The sequence below is a fragment of the Falsiroseomonas sp. CW058 genome (genome assembly GCF_050563535.1).
Classification (GTDB): Bacteria; Pseudomonadota; Alphaproteobacteria; order Acetobacterales; family Acetobacteraceae; genus Falsiroseomonas.
In genome coordinates this window covers 82,132-96,594 of record NZ_JBNXUO010000001.1, presented here as the reverse complement: position 1 = coordinate 96,594, position 14,463 = coordinate 82,132, and the positions used below count along the sequence as shown (strand labels likewise).

Annotated in this window: 9 protein-coding genes and 1 pseudogene; 8 read left to right on the top strand and 2 right to left on the bottom strand. The window is 69.3% G+C overall.

Annotated features, from left to right (window positions below; translation table 11 throughout):
* Positions 1-468 precede the first annotated feature (468 nt).
* A complete protein-coding gene (locus ACK8OX_RS00455) occupies positions 469-1,290 on the bottom strand; it encodes a hypothetical protein (protein WP_430661938.1) in 822 nt (273 codons plus the stop codon).
* On the bottom strand, positions 1,265-1,936 hold the full coding sequence (locus ACK8OX_RS00450; RefSeq protein WP_430661937.1) for a hypothetical protein: 672 nt from the start codon (positions 1,934-1,936) through the stop codon (positions 1,265-1,267). Before ACK8OX_RS00450 ends, ACK8OX_RS00455 begins: the two co-directional genes overlap by 26 nt.
* Positions 1,937-2,385: 449 nt before the next feature.
* Between ACK8OX_RS00450 and ACK8OX_RS00445 the strand changes: the two are divergent.
* The 8 genes and pseudogenes from ACK8OX_RS00445 (at position 2,386) to ACK8OX_RS00410 (ending at position 14,455) form a co-directional block, all read left to right on the top strand.
* Positions 2,386-5,438, top strand: a pseudogene (locus ACK8OX_RS00445) (BPTD_3080 family restriction endonuclease).
* 61 nt (positions 5,439-5,499) lie between these two features.
* Positions 5,500-7,167 carry a DNA methyltransferase gene (locus ACK8OX_RS00440; protein WP_430661936.1) on the top strand — a complete coding sequence of 556 codons (1,668 nt, stop codon included), beginning with the start codon at positions 5,500-5,502 and terminating at the stop codon, positions 7,165-7,167.
* Positions 7,168-7,381: 214 nt separating this feature from the next.
* Positions 7,382-8,329: a hypothetical protein gene (locus ACK8OX_RS00435; RefSeq protein WP_430661935.1), complete on the top strand. Its 948-nt coding sequence runs from the start codon at positions 7,382-7,384 to the stop codon at positions 8,327-8,329.
* Entirely contained in the window at positions 8,329-9,237 is a 909-nt protein-coding gene (locus ACK8OX_RS00430; RefSeq protein ID WP_430661934.1) for an HNH endonuclease, read from the top strand. Before ACK8OX_RS00435 ends, ACK8OX_RS00430 begins: the two co-directional genes overlap by 1 nt.
* Positions 9,238-9,332: 95 nt before the next feature.
* Positions 9,333-11,381 carry a 3'-5' exonuclease gene (locus ACK8OX_RS00425; protein ID WP_430661933.1) on the top strand — a complete coding sequence of 683 codons (2,049 nt, stop codon included), beginning with the start codon at positions 9,333-9,335 and terminating at the stop codon, positions 11,379-11,381.
* Positions 11,382-11,532: 151 nt separating this feature from the next.
* Positions 11,533-12,168, top strand: coding sequence for a helix-turn-helix domain-containing protein (locus ACK8OX_RS00420; protein ID WP_430661932.1), 636 nt, complete (start codon positions 11,533-11,535; stop codon positions 12,166-12,168).
* On the top strand, positions 12,165-13,496 hold the full coding sequence (locus tag ACK8OX_RS00415; protein WP_430661931.1) for a vWA domain-containing protein: 1,332 nt from the start codon (positions 12,165-12,167) through the stop codon (positions 13,494-13,496). Before ACK8OX_RS00420 ends, ACK8OX_RS00415 begins: the two co-directional genes overlap by 4 nt.
* Positions 13,496-14,455: a gamma-glutamylcyclotransferase gene (locus tag ACK8OX_RS00410; RefSeq protein WP_430661930.1), complete on the top strand. Its 960-nt coding sequence runs from the start codon at positions 13,496-13,498 to the stop codon at positions 14,453-14,455. The genes ACK8OX_RS00415 and ACK8OX_RS00410 overlap by 1 nt, the downstream gene beginning before the upstream one ends.
* Positions 14,456-14,463 lie beyond the last annotated feature (8 nt).

The following is a 14,463-nucleotide window of genomic DNA, read 5'->3' as shown; positions in this document are numbered from 1 at the left end:
TTCACCGCGTAGTTCTGACGTAGGACGGGCAGGGAGTACGGTCTGGATCGTGAGGTCGACGTGCTTGAAGTCACCACACCAGCAGCAGGGCTGTCGTGCCGGCGAGGGCAGCGAGCGCCCCGGCGATCCCGATCACCTCGCGGCGGGACTGCAGCAGGGCACCCGCCAGGAGGTGGCCGATCACCGACAAGGCCTCCAGCGCGGCCCCGGTCGCCGAACGGAGGCGCGCCTCGGCCATAGCGAGCCGGCGCCGCAGGCGGCTTCCCCGCGCGAGGCGATCGGCTGCAATCCTCAGCGCTGCGTCTGGCCCAAGGGCCGCAGCGACGACGGGAAGCTGTGACGCGAGCTCCCCGTCGTCGGCGCTTCGAAAACTCCGCCCGGCCTGGGCTCGCCGCGCGGCATTCCGGCTTCGGGCCGCGTCACGAGCGGCCCGAACTGCGGCGAGGCTGGGGGGCCGTCCTCCGTCCATCACCCGCGCCGTGCGATGAACGCCTCGACCATCGGGCGGAGAACTTCGGTCACCTCGAGGAGCCAGTCCTGCAGGCCTTCGAGGGCGCGACCGGCGCGGAGGCGTGGGATGCCATGCGCGCCGAGGTCCGCTTCGCTGATGAGCGCCACACGGTCAAGACGTCCCAGGTTCTTCAGGATGCCGAAGTCGGGCGCGCGGCACGACGGGAGGACGAGCGCCTGCTGGCAGCGCGCCTCGCGGATAAGCTGCGCTATGCCAGGGTGCTGCAGGTTGATGCCGCCGGCCACCTCGTTGAAGATGAGCCAGGTCTGCGCCTTTGGCAGGTTCGCTGCAATCGCCCGCGCTGAGGCGAGCGTCCCTGTGAGGCTGTCGGAGTCCGACGTCGCGACGAGGGCGAAATGCAACCCGCTGCCGTCGGCGAGGGCAGCGCGGACCGATCGGGATGATGCCCAGCGCAGGAAGAGCGCCAGCGCGTTCGCGCCGAAGTCGCCGAGGGTCGTGCTCTCCATGACCTGCCCGTAGACGCTGTCCCAGAAGACGTTCAGGGCGTCGGGATCCCGGGCGAGAGCCTTTGCATCGGCACCATGAAGACGGTGATGCTGGACACGGTCGCCGAGGCGGCGGCCCAGGCGCTCGTCGGCCTCGACTTCCGCGACGGAGTGCTCGACGCCCATGTCCTCGAGCACGATGCTGATGATCTCGGCAAGGGTCGTCTTGCCGACGCCGCCCTTGTCGGCGCCGACGAGGAGGGCGTGCGGCGACACCGTAGACTGGAGGGCGGCTCGGCTGCCGCCATCAGAAGGAGAAAAGGGGATCGTCATCGTCGTCCGTTCCTTGGAGCGGCTCGCCGGCCCGCCGGCGCTCGACCGCGTTGAGGTCGTACGGATCGAAGGTTTCGTTGCCGGGAATGGCGATGTTCCGGCCGGCCCTGATCTGGGCCAGCAGGCCGCCACTAACGGCCGCGTTGGGCTTCTGCGTGGTGCCGTACCTCACCTCCCCATCCGCCAGTCCAGCGGGCTGGACCGGCGTCGGGGGCGCCTTCTGGCTGCGTCCAGGGACCGGCGGACGCGCTCCGGCGAGGGCACCACCTTCCGGAACGGCATGCCCATGTGGACCATGCCGATTCCCGGCAATCCCCTGAAGCCGGTCGACGATGCCCTCGAGCACCGCCGCCATCCGCCGATCCGCACCGCGGGTCGCCCGCCTCGCGGCGCGCTTGGCCATCTTCTCGGTGTCGAGGATGGTGTTCGCGAGGCGGATCTCGGTGGGCGGGATCCGATACCCCTCACGGTCTAGGAGGAGGACCACCATCGACCGCACCCGCCCGGCGTCGCCGCCGGCTGCCTTGCGGACGGCCGCGAGCCCGACGACACGCCCGTTCAGGTAACCGACCTGAACGCCACGCCGCCGGACCTCGGCGACTGCGGCAACGACGTCATCAAAATCCGTCTGGATCGGCGCGCCCATCTGCGTGCTCCCTGGACAGCCATGAAGATATCACGGCCAGCCGCTTTCTGCACAAATCCCAGGGCTGGGATTTTCCAGACTGCACAGAAATTCCGGCGCAATTCCGGGAATTTCGGCAACACCCCTAGCGAAGCTTCATAGTCGATTCTGGTGCAGAAGCAGGAAGACAGCGAAGCTTCACGGGTCTCGCGTGAGGGCTACTATGGCGCCCCTGGAAACCCAACTCAGGTTTTGGTTCGACGCAGGTCCTCACCCGGCGGGGAGGCCAGCCGGAAAGGCCCCGGGGCTGGGTGTCCACTCCATCCTCACGCCCGCGGAGCATCGCACCACAGGGGCAGAACGAACCCGAAAAGTGGAGCCCCAGCACGAAACAGTCCTCAAGAACAGGTTACCTAGGGACGTTCCTGCGGCATCATCCGCATCGAAATCGGAACGAAAACCGGCCCCGGATGGACAGTACCTTCTTCGAACGGCCCATCCTCAACTCGCCCTACGCGTCACCCGGCCAGCACTGGGAGCTGGATGGGGATGGCCAGCCCACCGGCCGCATCGTCGACGGGCGCCGCCGGTCGGACCTCATCACCCCCGTCCCGAAGCCGAAACGGCGCAAGAAGGCAAAGGGCGCCGGCCAGTCGCAGTTTACCTTCGAGGACGCCGGGGGGCTCTCCTCCGCCACCCAGGAATACAACCCAACCCCGATCATCAACGAGATCCGGAGCTACGTCGAAGCCTGGCGCAACCTGCCCAACCCCGACCAGTGGCAGGTCACGCCCGAGACGGCGCGCCTCCTCCAGCACTGGCGGCACCATCCCTTCCAGGGCGTCCGGCCCTTCTTCTGCCAGGTCGAGGCGGTCGAGACCGCGATCTGGCTGGCCGAGGTCGCCCCGAAGCTCGGGGCCCGCACCGCCAAGTTCATCGAGCATCTGAAGAACGCGAACGCCCAGGCGAACCCGGAAATCCTCCGCACCGCCCTCAAGCTCGCCACCGGCGCCGGGAAGACCACCGTGATGGCCATGCTCATCGCGTGGCAGACCGTCAACGCCGTCCGCCACGCCAACAGCAAGACCTTCTCGCGCGGCTTCCTCATCGTCACGCCCGGCATCACCATCCGCGACCGCCTGCGGGTCCTGATGCCGAACGACCCGGAGAGCTATTACCGCGAGCGCGAGCTCGTCCCCGCCGACATGCTCCCCGCCATCGCCAAGGCGAAGATCGTCATCACCAACTATCACGCCTTCAAGCTGCGTGAGCGGATGGAGGTCTCGAAGGGCACCCGCGCGGCGCTGGAAGGCTGGCGGGAAGAAAAGCTCCAGACGGTCGAGACCGAAGGGCAGATGCTCCAGCGCGTCATGCCCGACCTCATGGGCCTCCGGAACATCGTCGTCCTCAACGACGAGGCCCATCACTGCTACCGCGAGCGCGTCCAGGATGATGACGACGACGACCTTAAGGGCGACGAGAAGGCCGAGGCCGAGGACAACAACGAGGCCGCCCGCCTCTGGATCAGCGGCATTGAGGCGGTGAAGCGCAAGCTCGGCCTCGCCATGGTCTACGACCTCTCGGCCACGCCCTTCTTCCTCCGCGGGTCGGGCTATGCCGAAGGCACGCTCTTCCCCTGGACGATGTCAGACTTCTCGCTGATGGACGCGATCGAATGCGGCATCGTGAAGCTGCCCCGCGTCCCGGTCACCAGCAACGTCAACGACGACAACATGCCGGTCTTCCGGAACCTCTGGGAGCATATCGGCAGGGAGATGCCGAAGAAGGGCCGCGGCGCCGGCGGCAGGCAGCTCGACGCCCTCAAGCTCCCCATCTACCTCCAGACCGCCCTCGACGCCCTCTACGGCCACTACGAGGAGACCTACCGCCTCTGGGAGGAGAAGGGCATCCGCGTCCCGCCCGTCTTCATCGTCGTCTGCAACAACACCGCCAGCTCGGAGCTGATCTACCGCTACATCGCCGGCTTCCGGCACGTGGCGGAGGACGGCACCGAGACCTTCCACCAGGGCGCCCTGCCGCTGTTTCGCAACTACGACGACTACGGCAACCGCATCGCCCGTCCGAACACCATCCTCGTGGACAGCGCCCAGCTCGAATCCGGGGAGGCGCTGGACAAGGACTTCCGCGCCATGGCCGCGGACGAGATCGAGCGCTTCCGCCAGGAGATGGTGGAGCGCAGCGGCGACATCCGCGCCGGGGAGAGCATCGACGACGCCACCCTCCTCCGCGAGGTCATGAACACCGTCGGCAAGACGGGGCGGCTCGGCGAGCAGATCCGCTGCGTCGTCTCCGTCTCCATGCTCACCGAGGGCTGGGACGCCAACACCGTCACCCACATCCTCGGCGTCCGCGCCTTCGGCACGCAGCTTCTCTGCGAACAGGTCGTCGGCCGCGCCCTGCGGCGCCAGTCCTACGAGCTGAACGACAGCAACCTGTTCAACGTCGAATACGCCGACGTGCTGGGCATTCCCTTCGACTTCACCGCCAGGCCCGTCGTCGCCCCCCCGCCACGCCGCGCGAGACCGTCCGCGTCCACGCCGTCCGCCCCGAGCGCGATGAGCTCGAGATCACCTTCCCCCACGTCGAGGGCTACCGGGTCGAGCTGCCGGAGGAGCGGCTGGAGGCGAAGTTCGGGCCGGACCACACGCTCGAGCTCACGCCCGAACTGGTCGGCGCCACCCGCACCCGGAACCAGGGCATCATCGGCGAGGCTGCCGACCTCGACCTCGACCATCTCGACGATGTCCGTGAGTCGACCGTCCTCTTCCACCTCACGCGGCACCTGATCTACCGCACCTACCGCGACCCGAACGGCGCGCCCAAGCTGCACCTCTTCGGGCAGATCAAGCGCATCGTCCGGCAGTGGCTCGATGGCGGCCACCTGGTCTGCAAGGGCGACACGAAGCCCGGGCAGCTCCTCTACCTGGAACTCGCGGAGAGGGCGGCGAACAAGATCAAGGCCGCGATCGCCGAGACGCTGGTCGGCGAGCGGCCGGTGAAGGCGATCCTCGACCCCTACAACCCGACCGGCGCGACGCGCTTCGTCAACTTCACCACCTCCAAGCCGCTGCGCTTCAAGACCGGCCACGACCGCAGCCACGTCAACTGGGTGGTCTGCGACAGCGAATGGGAGTCCGACTTCTGCCGCGTGGTGGAGCAGGAGAAGCGCGTCCTCGCCTACGTCAAGAACCAGGGCCTCGGCTTCGAGGTCCCCTACCTGCTCGGCAGCGGGCAGCGCCGCTACCGGCCGGACTTCATCCTGCGCTTGGATGACGGCGGCGACGAGCCGCTGAACCTCGTCGTCGAGGTGAAGGGCTATCGCGGGGAGGACGCGAAGGAGAAGGCGAACACCATGCGCGCCTACTGGGTGCCGGGAGTGAACAACCTCGGCGGCTTCGGGCGATGGGCCTTCGCCGAGTTCACGGCGGTCTACGAGATGGAGCGGGAGCTGGCGGCGCTGCTCGACAGCCTCGCGGCGCCCGTCGCGGCGCCGGCCGCATGATCCCCACCACCCGATCCCGCAGCAACCCGACGCCGCCCCTCCCCGCGACCCTGGAATCCCGATGAGCACCGACCAGCAGAAGGCGAAGTTCCTCGACACCCTCGAATCCCTCGGCGGCTCCGCGGGCAATGCCAGCCTGCGGGACGCGCTGGGGTGGCAGGAGAGCACCTATGAGCGGGTGAAGGAGGCGCTGATCGAGGAAGGCCGGATCGCGCGCGGCCGCGGGCGCGGCGGGTCGGTGCAGCTGCTGGAGCCGGAACTGGCCATCCCGGCGCCGGCGGGAAGGGCGCGGGAGCAGATGGCGCCGGCGCGGCCGGCGCCGCCGGTGGGGCCGGCATCCGCGCCGAAGCCCGCCGCGAAACCTGGGCCGATGGCTGCGAAGCCCATCGCCACCTACCGCCACACCGACGACACGCGCCGCAAGATCCCCACCGCGGAGCTGGAGACGGTGCTGCGGGATGAGGACCGGTCCCCCATCCAAGTCGCCTATGCGCGCCGGAACCGCGACCTGGACCCGCAGCTGGTCTGGCGCGGCAAGGACATGCAGGACTGGTCGGACCTGATCGTCCAGGCGCCGCCCCTCTACATCCAGGAGAAGGTGCACCCCCAGGCGCTGATCGAGGACATCCGCCGCCGCGGCGCGAAGCCGGCGGATGGGGCGATGCCGGACCTCTTCGCCGACTTCAACGGGCTGAAGGACCGCGCGGCGGCGACGGAGTTCTACCGGCACGACCAGCACTGGTCGAACCGGATGATCCTGGGCGATTCCCTCAGCGTGATGGCGAGCCTGGCGGAGCGCGAGGGGCTGCGCGGGCAGGTGCAGTGCATCTATCTCGACCCGCCCTACGGCATCCGGTTCAACAGCAACTTCCAATGGAGCACGACCAGCCGCGACGTGAAGGACGGCGACAAGGCCCATGTGACGCGCGAGCCGGAACAGGTGCGGGCCTTCCGCGACACCTGGCGCGACGGCATCCACAGCTACCTGACCTATCTGCGCGACCGGCTGAGCGTGGCGCGTGATCTGCTGCATGAGAGCGGCAGCATCTTCGTGCAGATCGGGGACGAGAATGTCCATCGCGTGCGGGCGGTGATGGATGAGGTGTTTGGAGAAGAGAATTTTGTCAGCGAGATTGTAGTTCAAAAGACCTACGGTTTCTCAGCCGACGCAATTTCGAACGTTTCGGACTACGTACTGTGGTTTGCCCGAAATAGATCGCAATTGAAGTCGAGGCCGATCTACCGTGAGAAGCCGTTTGAACTTGGTCGCGGCAATGCGACATGGCTCATGCAGCCGGATTTCACATACCGGGGCGTCAACGCAGACGAGAAAGCTGGGCGTGTAACAATTCCCGCCGGCGCCATGCCCTACAATCCCGATAATCTGATCTCTCAGGGTCGCGCTTCTGAGCCGCAGCCGTTCAGCTTTCGCAAAGGGGATCAAGACCCCTATCCTAAAAACTCGCATTGGAAGCCAAACTACCCAGTAGGCATGTTTCGGCTTCTTCGTGCAGAGCGCATCCATGTTGCGGAAAACAGCTTTCGCTATCGTCGCTTTCACAGTGACTTTGGCGTAATGCCCCATTCGAATATTTGGACTGATACCGGAACTGGTAACTTTACCGACGAGAAAATTTACGTCGTACAAACTGGTTCGAAGGCCGTAGAACGCTGCATTCTCATGGCCACCGATCCCGGCGACCTTGTCCTCGACCCCACCTGCGGCTAGGCCGAGATCGACGCCGCCGCCTGGTCCAGCCTGAACAGCGACGTGAGCTACCCCTTCCCGAAGCCTGCCAGCGGCCGGATCGCGGTGAAGGTCATCAACCACCTCGGCGACGAGGTGATGAAGGTCTTCGCGGTGTAATGTTGGCATGGCAAAGATGAGAGCGGTGCCAGATCATCCGCGACGCGACCATGCCCCGGAGACGACCATCTCGGAGGTGCTGGCGGAGCTGCTTCGCCACTGCTTCCGCAGCCTAGAGCATGAGAACGCTGTCGCCCAGTTGGAAGCAACCGAGCACCTCAAGATGTTGCTGGACCTGCTGTCGCGATCGGGCTCGGTCAGGCTGGACGAGGTCGTCCGGCGTGCCGTCTGGCGTCTCAGCCAGGATGTTGCACCCACTTCCGAGCATCAGGCGCTCGACAATGCGGCCCTCGCCGGTCTTCGGCTTCTCGCAGCCCGAATGGCCCATGACGAACCATCGGAGCGGCGCGTCACGGTAAGGCGCCAGTCTTTCCGGGATGCAATCGCGGCCACACGCATCGCGCCGGTGACGGCGGCACCTGCCGTACCAACGCCGGTCACCAAGGCCACGCCAGCAGCTGGACTGGACCTGACCACGAAGTCGCTCGAGGACACCGTCGAGCTCTGGCAGGCTGCGCTCCGCGTCCTCGCCGCCGAGGACAGCAACGGCCGTCACGCCGCCGCGCACCGCCGGATTGAGGCAATTCGCCAGGAATGGACCCGGCGCGCCGCGCAGCCGGGATTCCGCTGGCCGACAACCACGGCGTCGGGAGGTGGTGGAGCGGGCCTGGACACAAATCACTGGCTCCGGCACGGCGTGTTCCAGTTCGTCGGCTACCGCGTGGGTAAGACAGCCGGGCTGCCCCAGCGCCTGCGTGAGCGGATCCTCGCTGAAGTCTTTGCTGGGCCAATCCCCCCTGCCTTCCCCAAGGACTACGTCGAGGAATGGGGCAAACCACACTCGGCGGCACGCCTTCGGAAAATGGCGGAGACGCTCGCCGCCCTCACCCGTAACGCGAAGCGGCGGGACGACCGCTCGATGGCCGCGGCGGTGGCGGACTGGGAGCATGACCTTAGGCATCTCCACGACCGCTACTACGTCGGCCACTTCGCCTTCGCCTGGCCGGGAACGGCGAGGCGCTGATGGTCAAGGCGGTGCTCACCACGAAGGTCGACCCCAGCTACGACGACCTGCCCGAGCACCGCTACCATTTTCCGCGCACCTATCTGCGCCAGGTCGAGGCGGCGAAGGGCGACTGGATCGTCTACTACGAGCCGCGCCGCAGTTCCGCCGACCCGTCCAGCCGCGGCGGCCGCCAGGCCTATTTCGCGACGGCCCGCATCGCCTCCGTCATCCCCGACCCCACCACGCCCGACCACTTCTACGCCCTGGTCGACTCCTACCTCGACTTTCCCCGCCCGGTGCCGTTCCAGGAAGGCGGCTCCTACTACGAGGCAGGCCTCCAGCGCGCTGACGGCGGCACCAGCAAAGGCGCCTTCGGCCGTGCGGTCCGCGCGCTGCCTGACGCCGAGTACGAGCGCATCGTCCAGGCCGCATTCGCCACCCTGCTCCCCCGCCCCGATGCGGCGCAGCCGCTGCCCGCCAGCGAGATCGCCGGCTTCGCCCAGGAGCAGGAAGCCTTCGAGCGGCCGATCATCGAGAGGGTCGTCGCACGCCCGTTCCGCGAGGCCGCCTTCGCCGGCTCGGTCAAGTTGGCCTATGCCGACACCTGCGCCTTCACCGGTCTGAAAATCATTAACGGCGGCGGCCGGAGCGAGGTGCAGGCGGCCCATATCCGGCCTGTCGCCGCCGATGGGCCGGACTCGCTCCGCAACGGCCTCGCCCTCTGCTCCACCTTCCACTGGATGTTCGACCGCGGGCTGATCTCGATCGCGGACGACCACCAGCTGCTCCTCGCGAAAGGCGTCGTGCCGCCGGCCGCCGAACGCCTCATCAACCCCGACCGCATCCTCCTTGCCCCGCGCCGCGCCGACCAGGCACCCCACCCGGTCTTCCTGCGCTGGCATCGCGAGAACGTCTTCAAGGGCTGATCAAGGTGGAACCCTCGTCGATGTTGCTCCCGTCCATGCTCGTCCCTGTCAGCTGGGCGGCATCTCTCGACACACCGGCCTGACGCAGGAACATCATGGAATTCCGCATCGCCGACAGCTTCACGACCAGCCTCGGCCGCCTGACGGCCGCGGAGCAGAGAGCGGTCAAGACCACCGCCTTCGACCTGCAAATGGATCCGTCCTCGCCGGGCCTGTCGTTCCATAAGCTCGACAGGGCGAAGGACCCGAACTTCTGGTCGGTCCGCGTCAACGACGACATCCGCGTAATAATCCACCGCACCGGCGCCTCCCTCCTGCTCGCCTATGTCGACCATCACGACAAGGCTTATCGCTGGGCCGAGCGCCGGCGGATCGAGCGCCACCCGACCACGGGCGCCATGCAGCTGGTCGAGGTGCGGGAGCGGGTCGAGGAGGTCGCGGCTCCTGCAGCCACTCCGGCCGGCCCGAAGCTGTTCGGCCGGCTCCGGAAGCCTGAGCTCATGGCCTTCGGCGTGCCCGAGGATTGGGTCGAGGACGTGCGCAACGCCACCGAGGCTACGCTCTTCACGATCCTCCCCCACCTGCCCCAGGAGGCCCAGGAAGCCCTTCTCTCGCTCGCTGTCGGAGAGCAGCCACCCGCACCGAAGCCGGTCCAGGCGGAGGCCGATCCCTTCGCCCATCCCGATGCCGAACGGCGCTTCCGCGTCCTCAACGACGTGGAGGAACTCCGGCGTGCGCTGGACTACCCCTGGGATCGCTGGGCGGTCTTCCTGCATCCCGCCCAGCGCGACCTCGTCGAGCGGCGCCATGCCGGCCCCGCCCGCGTCACCGGATCGGCGGGCACTGGCAAGACCATCGTGGCGCTCCATCGCGCCGCGCACCTGGCCCGCCGCGACCCGAAGGCGCGCGTCCTCCTCACCACCTTCTCGAAGCCCCTCGCCCGCGCACTGGCCCAGCGCATGGCGAGCCTCGTGGCGGGGGAGCCGGCGCTCGCAGCCCGTATCCGGGTCCAGGCCCTGACCGGCTTCGCCTACGACCTCTACGCGGAGGCCTTCGGCCAGCCGCAGCTGGTGGCGGACGCGATCCTCCACCAGATGCTTCGGAAGGCAGCGGGCAGCAGCACCTTCTTCCCGATCGCGTTCCTCCTCAATGAATGGAGCGAAGTGGTCGACGCCCAGCAGATAACCTCCTGGGAGGGCTACCGCGATGCACCCCGCCTCGGGCGCCGCACGCGGCTCGGCGAGAAGCAGCGCCAGGCGCTATGGACGGTCTTCGCCGAGGTCCAGGCGGCGCTGGATGCGAAAAAACTCGTTACCTGGGCCAGGGTCTTTGAACGCCTGACCGAGCTGGCGCGCAAGGGGAAGGACCTCGGGGTGGACCACGCTGTCGTGGACGAGGCTCAGGACCTGAGCATGCCCGAGGCGCGGTTCCTGGCGGCGCTCGCCGGCGGAAAGCCCGATGGCGTCTTCCTGGCCGGCGACCTGGGCCAGCGGATCTTCCAGCAGCCCTTCTCCTGGAAATCGCTGAGCCTCGACGTGCGGGGGCGGTCGAGTACGCTTCGCGTCAACTACCGCACGTCCCACCAGATCAGGACACAGGCGGACCGTCTGCTTCCCGGCGCGGTCACCGACGTCGATGGCGAGCGGGACAGCCGGAAGGGCACGGTGTCGCTCTTCGACGGGCCACCACCGACCATCCAGATCTTCGACAACGCGGCGGCGGAAAGCGGCGGGGTGGGCAGCTGGGTCGCGGCCCGTCTTCGGGAGGGCATGGCGCCGCACGAGATTGGTGTCCTGGTCCGGTCGACCGGACAGCTCGGCCGCGCCCGCGCTGCCGTGAAGGCTGCCGGAGTATCTGCCTCGGAGTTCGAGGACCGGATGGAGGCGGTGACCGGCAGCGTCTCCCTTGGCACCATGCATCTCGCGAAGGGTCTCGAATTCCGCGCGGTCGCGGTCATGGCCTGTGATGACGAGGTGCTCCCGCTCCAGGAGCGGGTCGAAGGTGTGACCGACGAAGCCGATCTCGAGGAGGTCTACGAGACCGAGCGCCATCTCCTCTACGTCGCCTGCACGCGGGCACGGGACCATCTCTGGATTTCAGCGGTGAGGCCTGGTTCCGAGTTCCTGCGCGACGTGCGGGGATGATCGCGCGGGCTATGACCGGGCTGCCCGGCTGGAGGAGCTGTCCCGACGCAAGGTGACCCGGGCGGATCTGGAAAGCCAGCAGCACATCAATTGAGCATATAGACATGCCGATTATGTTGACATGTCGCATTGCTCGTTCCATGTTGCGGACGTGCTCACCGAACCGACCCTCGCCGACCTCGCCGCTGCCTCCGGCCTTCAGCCCAGGACCATCCGCTCCTGGGTCGCCCAGGGCATCCTCCCCGGCCCGCTGAACCGCGGACCCGCCGCGCGCTACCCGGCCGACACCCTCCATCGCCTGCTCGCCATCCGCGCCATGCGCGACCTCCTCGGCATGCCGCTCGGCGCCATCCGCCAGGAACTGCTCGTCGCCACGCCGGAGCAGATCGCGGCCCACGCGGCCAAGGCCACGGGCCTCGGCCCGGAGACGCCGGAGCCGCCCGCCGCCGTGGCGCCCGCGCCCGACGCGGCGCTCGACTACCTCCGCGGCCTGCGCGCCAAGGCCGCCGCGCCCACCCCGCTGCCCGAGGCCAGCATGTCCGCCCGCGCCCTCGCGCCCGTCGCCAGGCCCGGCCCGGCCTCGGGCTTCGAGGCGTTGGAGACGCGCCTCGGCCAGGGCCGCGCTGCGCCGGCCGCCCGCAAGGCGCGCGCGGAGGAATGGCTCCGCATCCCCATCACCCCCGACGTCGAGTTCGCAGTCCGCGGACGCCTCGACGCCGAGGCGCGCGCCCGCATCGAGCGCTGCGCCGACCTCGTCCGCGACATCCTGCTCGGGAGGGACCGATGAACCAGACCACCACCCCCGCCACCCTGGACCTGGCGCTCGGCCTCGACCGCGCGCTCGCCTGGCACGAGGGCGGCTCCGTCCGCTACGCCGTCGCCGAGCTCCGCGCCGAGGGCGGCGCACGCCGCGACGAGGCTCCGCCGCTGAACCTGGCGCTCGCCGTGGACGTCTCCGGCTCCATGGGCGGGCCGAAGATCGCGGCCGCCCGCGACACCGCGCTCGCCGTCATCGCCGCCCTCACCCCGCGCGACCGCCTCACCCTCGTCGCCTTCGACAGCACGGCCGAGCTCCTGCTCGACGCGCGCCCGATGGACGAAGCTGGGCGCGCGGCCGCCACCTCCGCCGTCCGGCGCCTTCAGCCCCGCGGCGGCACGAACCTCTGGGAGGGCTGGCTGCTCGCGGCCGAGCACGTCGCGACCGCCATGGCCGCCGACGCCCAGGCCTCCCACCGCGTCCTGCTCCTCTCCGACGGCCAGGCGAACGAGGGCATCTCGGAGGCCGCCGAGCTCGCCCGTCACACCCGCGGGCTGCTCGAGCGCGGCATCATCACTTCCGCCGTCGGCATCGGCGACGGCTACGACGAACTCCTCCTCGGCGGCATGGCCGAGGCCGGCGGCGGGCGGCTGCACGATGCCGAGCATGCCTCCGAAATCTCCGAGGTCGTCCTCGGCGAGCTGCTGGAGGGCCGCGCCGCGCTGGTCGAGCGCGCCACGCTGCGCCTGACCGTGCCAGCGAACCTCCGCGCCGAGATTGTCGGCGGCTGGGCCCACACCGTCCTGCCCGGCGCCATCGAGGTGCTGGTCGGCACCATGCTCCCCGACCGCCCCGTCCGAGTCGTCTTCCGCCTGCACTGCCCGGCGGGCCAGCCGGGCACCGCCATCGGGTTGGGCGGCGTCGCCCGGGGAGCCGAGCCCGGCACCGGCGAGGCGGTCGAGGCCGTGCCGGCCGAGGCGGCGCTCACCCTCGCCCGCGGCCCGGAGAACAACGCCCAGCCGCGCCATATCGGCGTCTCCGTCGCGGTGATGACCGCCTGGCAGGCCGAGGCGATGCGCCGGGCCGTCGCCATGAACCGGGATGGCGACCGGCGCGGGGCGAAGCACTTCCTCGAGCGCGAGGTCCGGTGGATGGAGCGCTACGCCCGCGGCCTGCCCGGCGCCGATGCGCTGCTGGCCGAACTCGTGCTGCTGCTCCGCCGGGTGGAGGAGGAGCTGGACCCGCGGCTCAGCAAGGAGATCTATGCCGCCGCCTCCATGCGGAGCTTCGCCAAGGCGGACCACCGCGCCGCACCGCGCGCCGCCCTCTCCGAACGGCTGCGCCGGGACCAGGGCTGATGGGCATGCGCTACCTCGCCTACGGCTCCAACCTCTGTGCGGAGCAGATGGCGCGGCGCTGCCCGGCCGCCGTGCCGCTGGGCGCGGCGGAGCTGCCGGGCTGGCGCTTCGCCATCAACTGCCGGGGCGTCGCCACCCTGGTCGAGGAGCCGGCCGCCCGCGCCTCCGGCCTGCTCTGGGACCTTTCGCCGGCCTGCGAGGACGCGCTGGACGAGGCGGAAGGCGTGAAGCACGGCACCTACCGCCGGGCCGAGGTCGAGGTGGGCGGGGCGCCAGCGCTGGTCTACCTCGCCGCCGAGACCCGCCCAGGCATGCCGCGTCCGGGTTACCTGGAGCGCATCCTCGCCGCCTGCGGCCGGCTCGGCCTGTCCACCGCCGGCATCAAACCCTGGGCGCGGCCCGTCCAGCCCTGGCTGGTGCGGGAGGTGATGGCGGGCTACGGCCTCGACCCTGGCGGCATCCATGGCCCGGCACACTGGCTCCGGGTGCGGGCGAACGGCCTGACGATGGCGGCGCGCACGCCCGGCGCGGATTCGGGCGTGGTGGAGCTCTTTGCCCTGCTGCACGACTGCCGGCGGCGGGAGGACGGGCGCGACCTTGGCCATGGGGAGCGCGCCGCCGCCCATGCCGGACGCCTCGCGCGGGACGGGCTCATCCGGCTGGACCCTGCGCGGCTGGACCTGCTGGTCGCCGCGTGCGCCGGGCACGAGCACGGCGGCACCTCCGCCGACCCCACCATCGGCTGCTGCTGGGACGCGGATCGGCTGGAGCTGTCCCGCCTGCACCGCCGCCCCATCGCGCGCTTCCTCAGCACCGACGCCGCCCACGACCCCGCGCTACAGGCCGGGGCGTGGCAGCGCGGGGCGTCGGAGATGGTCGACACCGAAGGCGCTGCGGCCTGGGGCATCGGCGACGTCTTTGCCGGCGGGGCAGTCATCGCGGCGGCATGTCGCGCGTGACCAGCGTG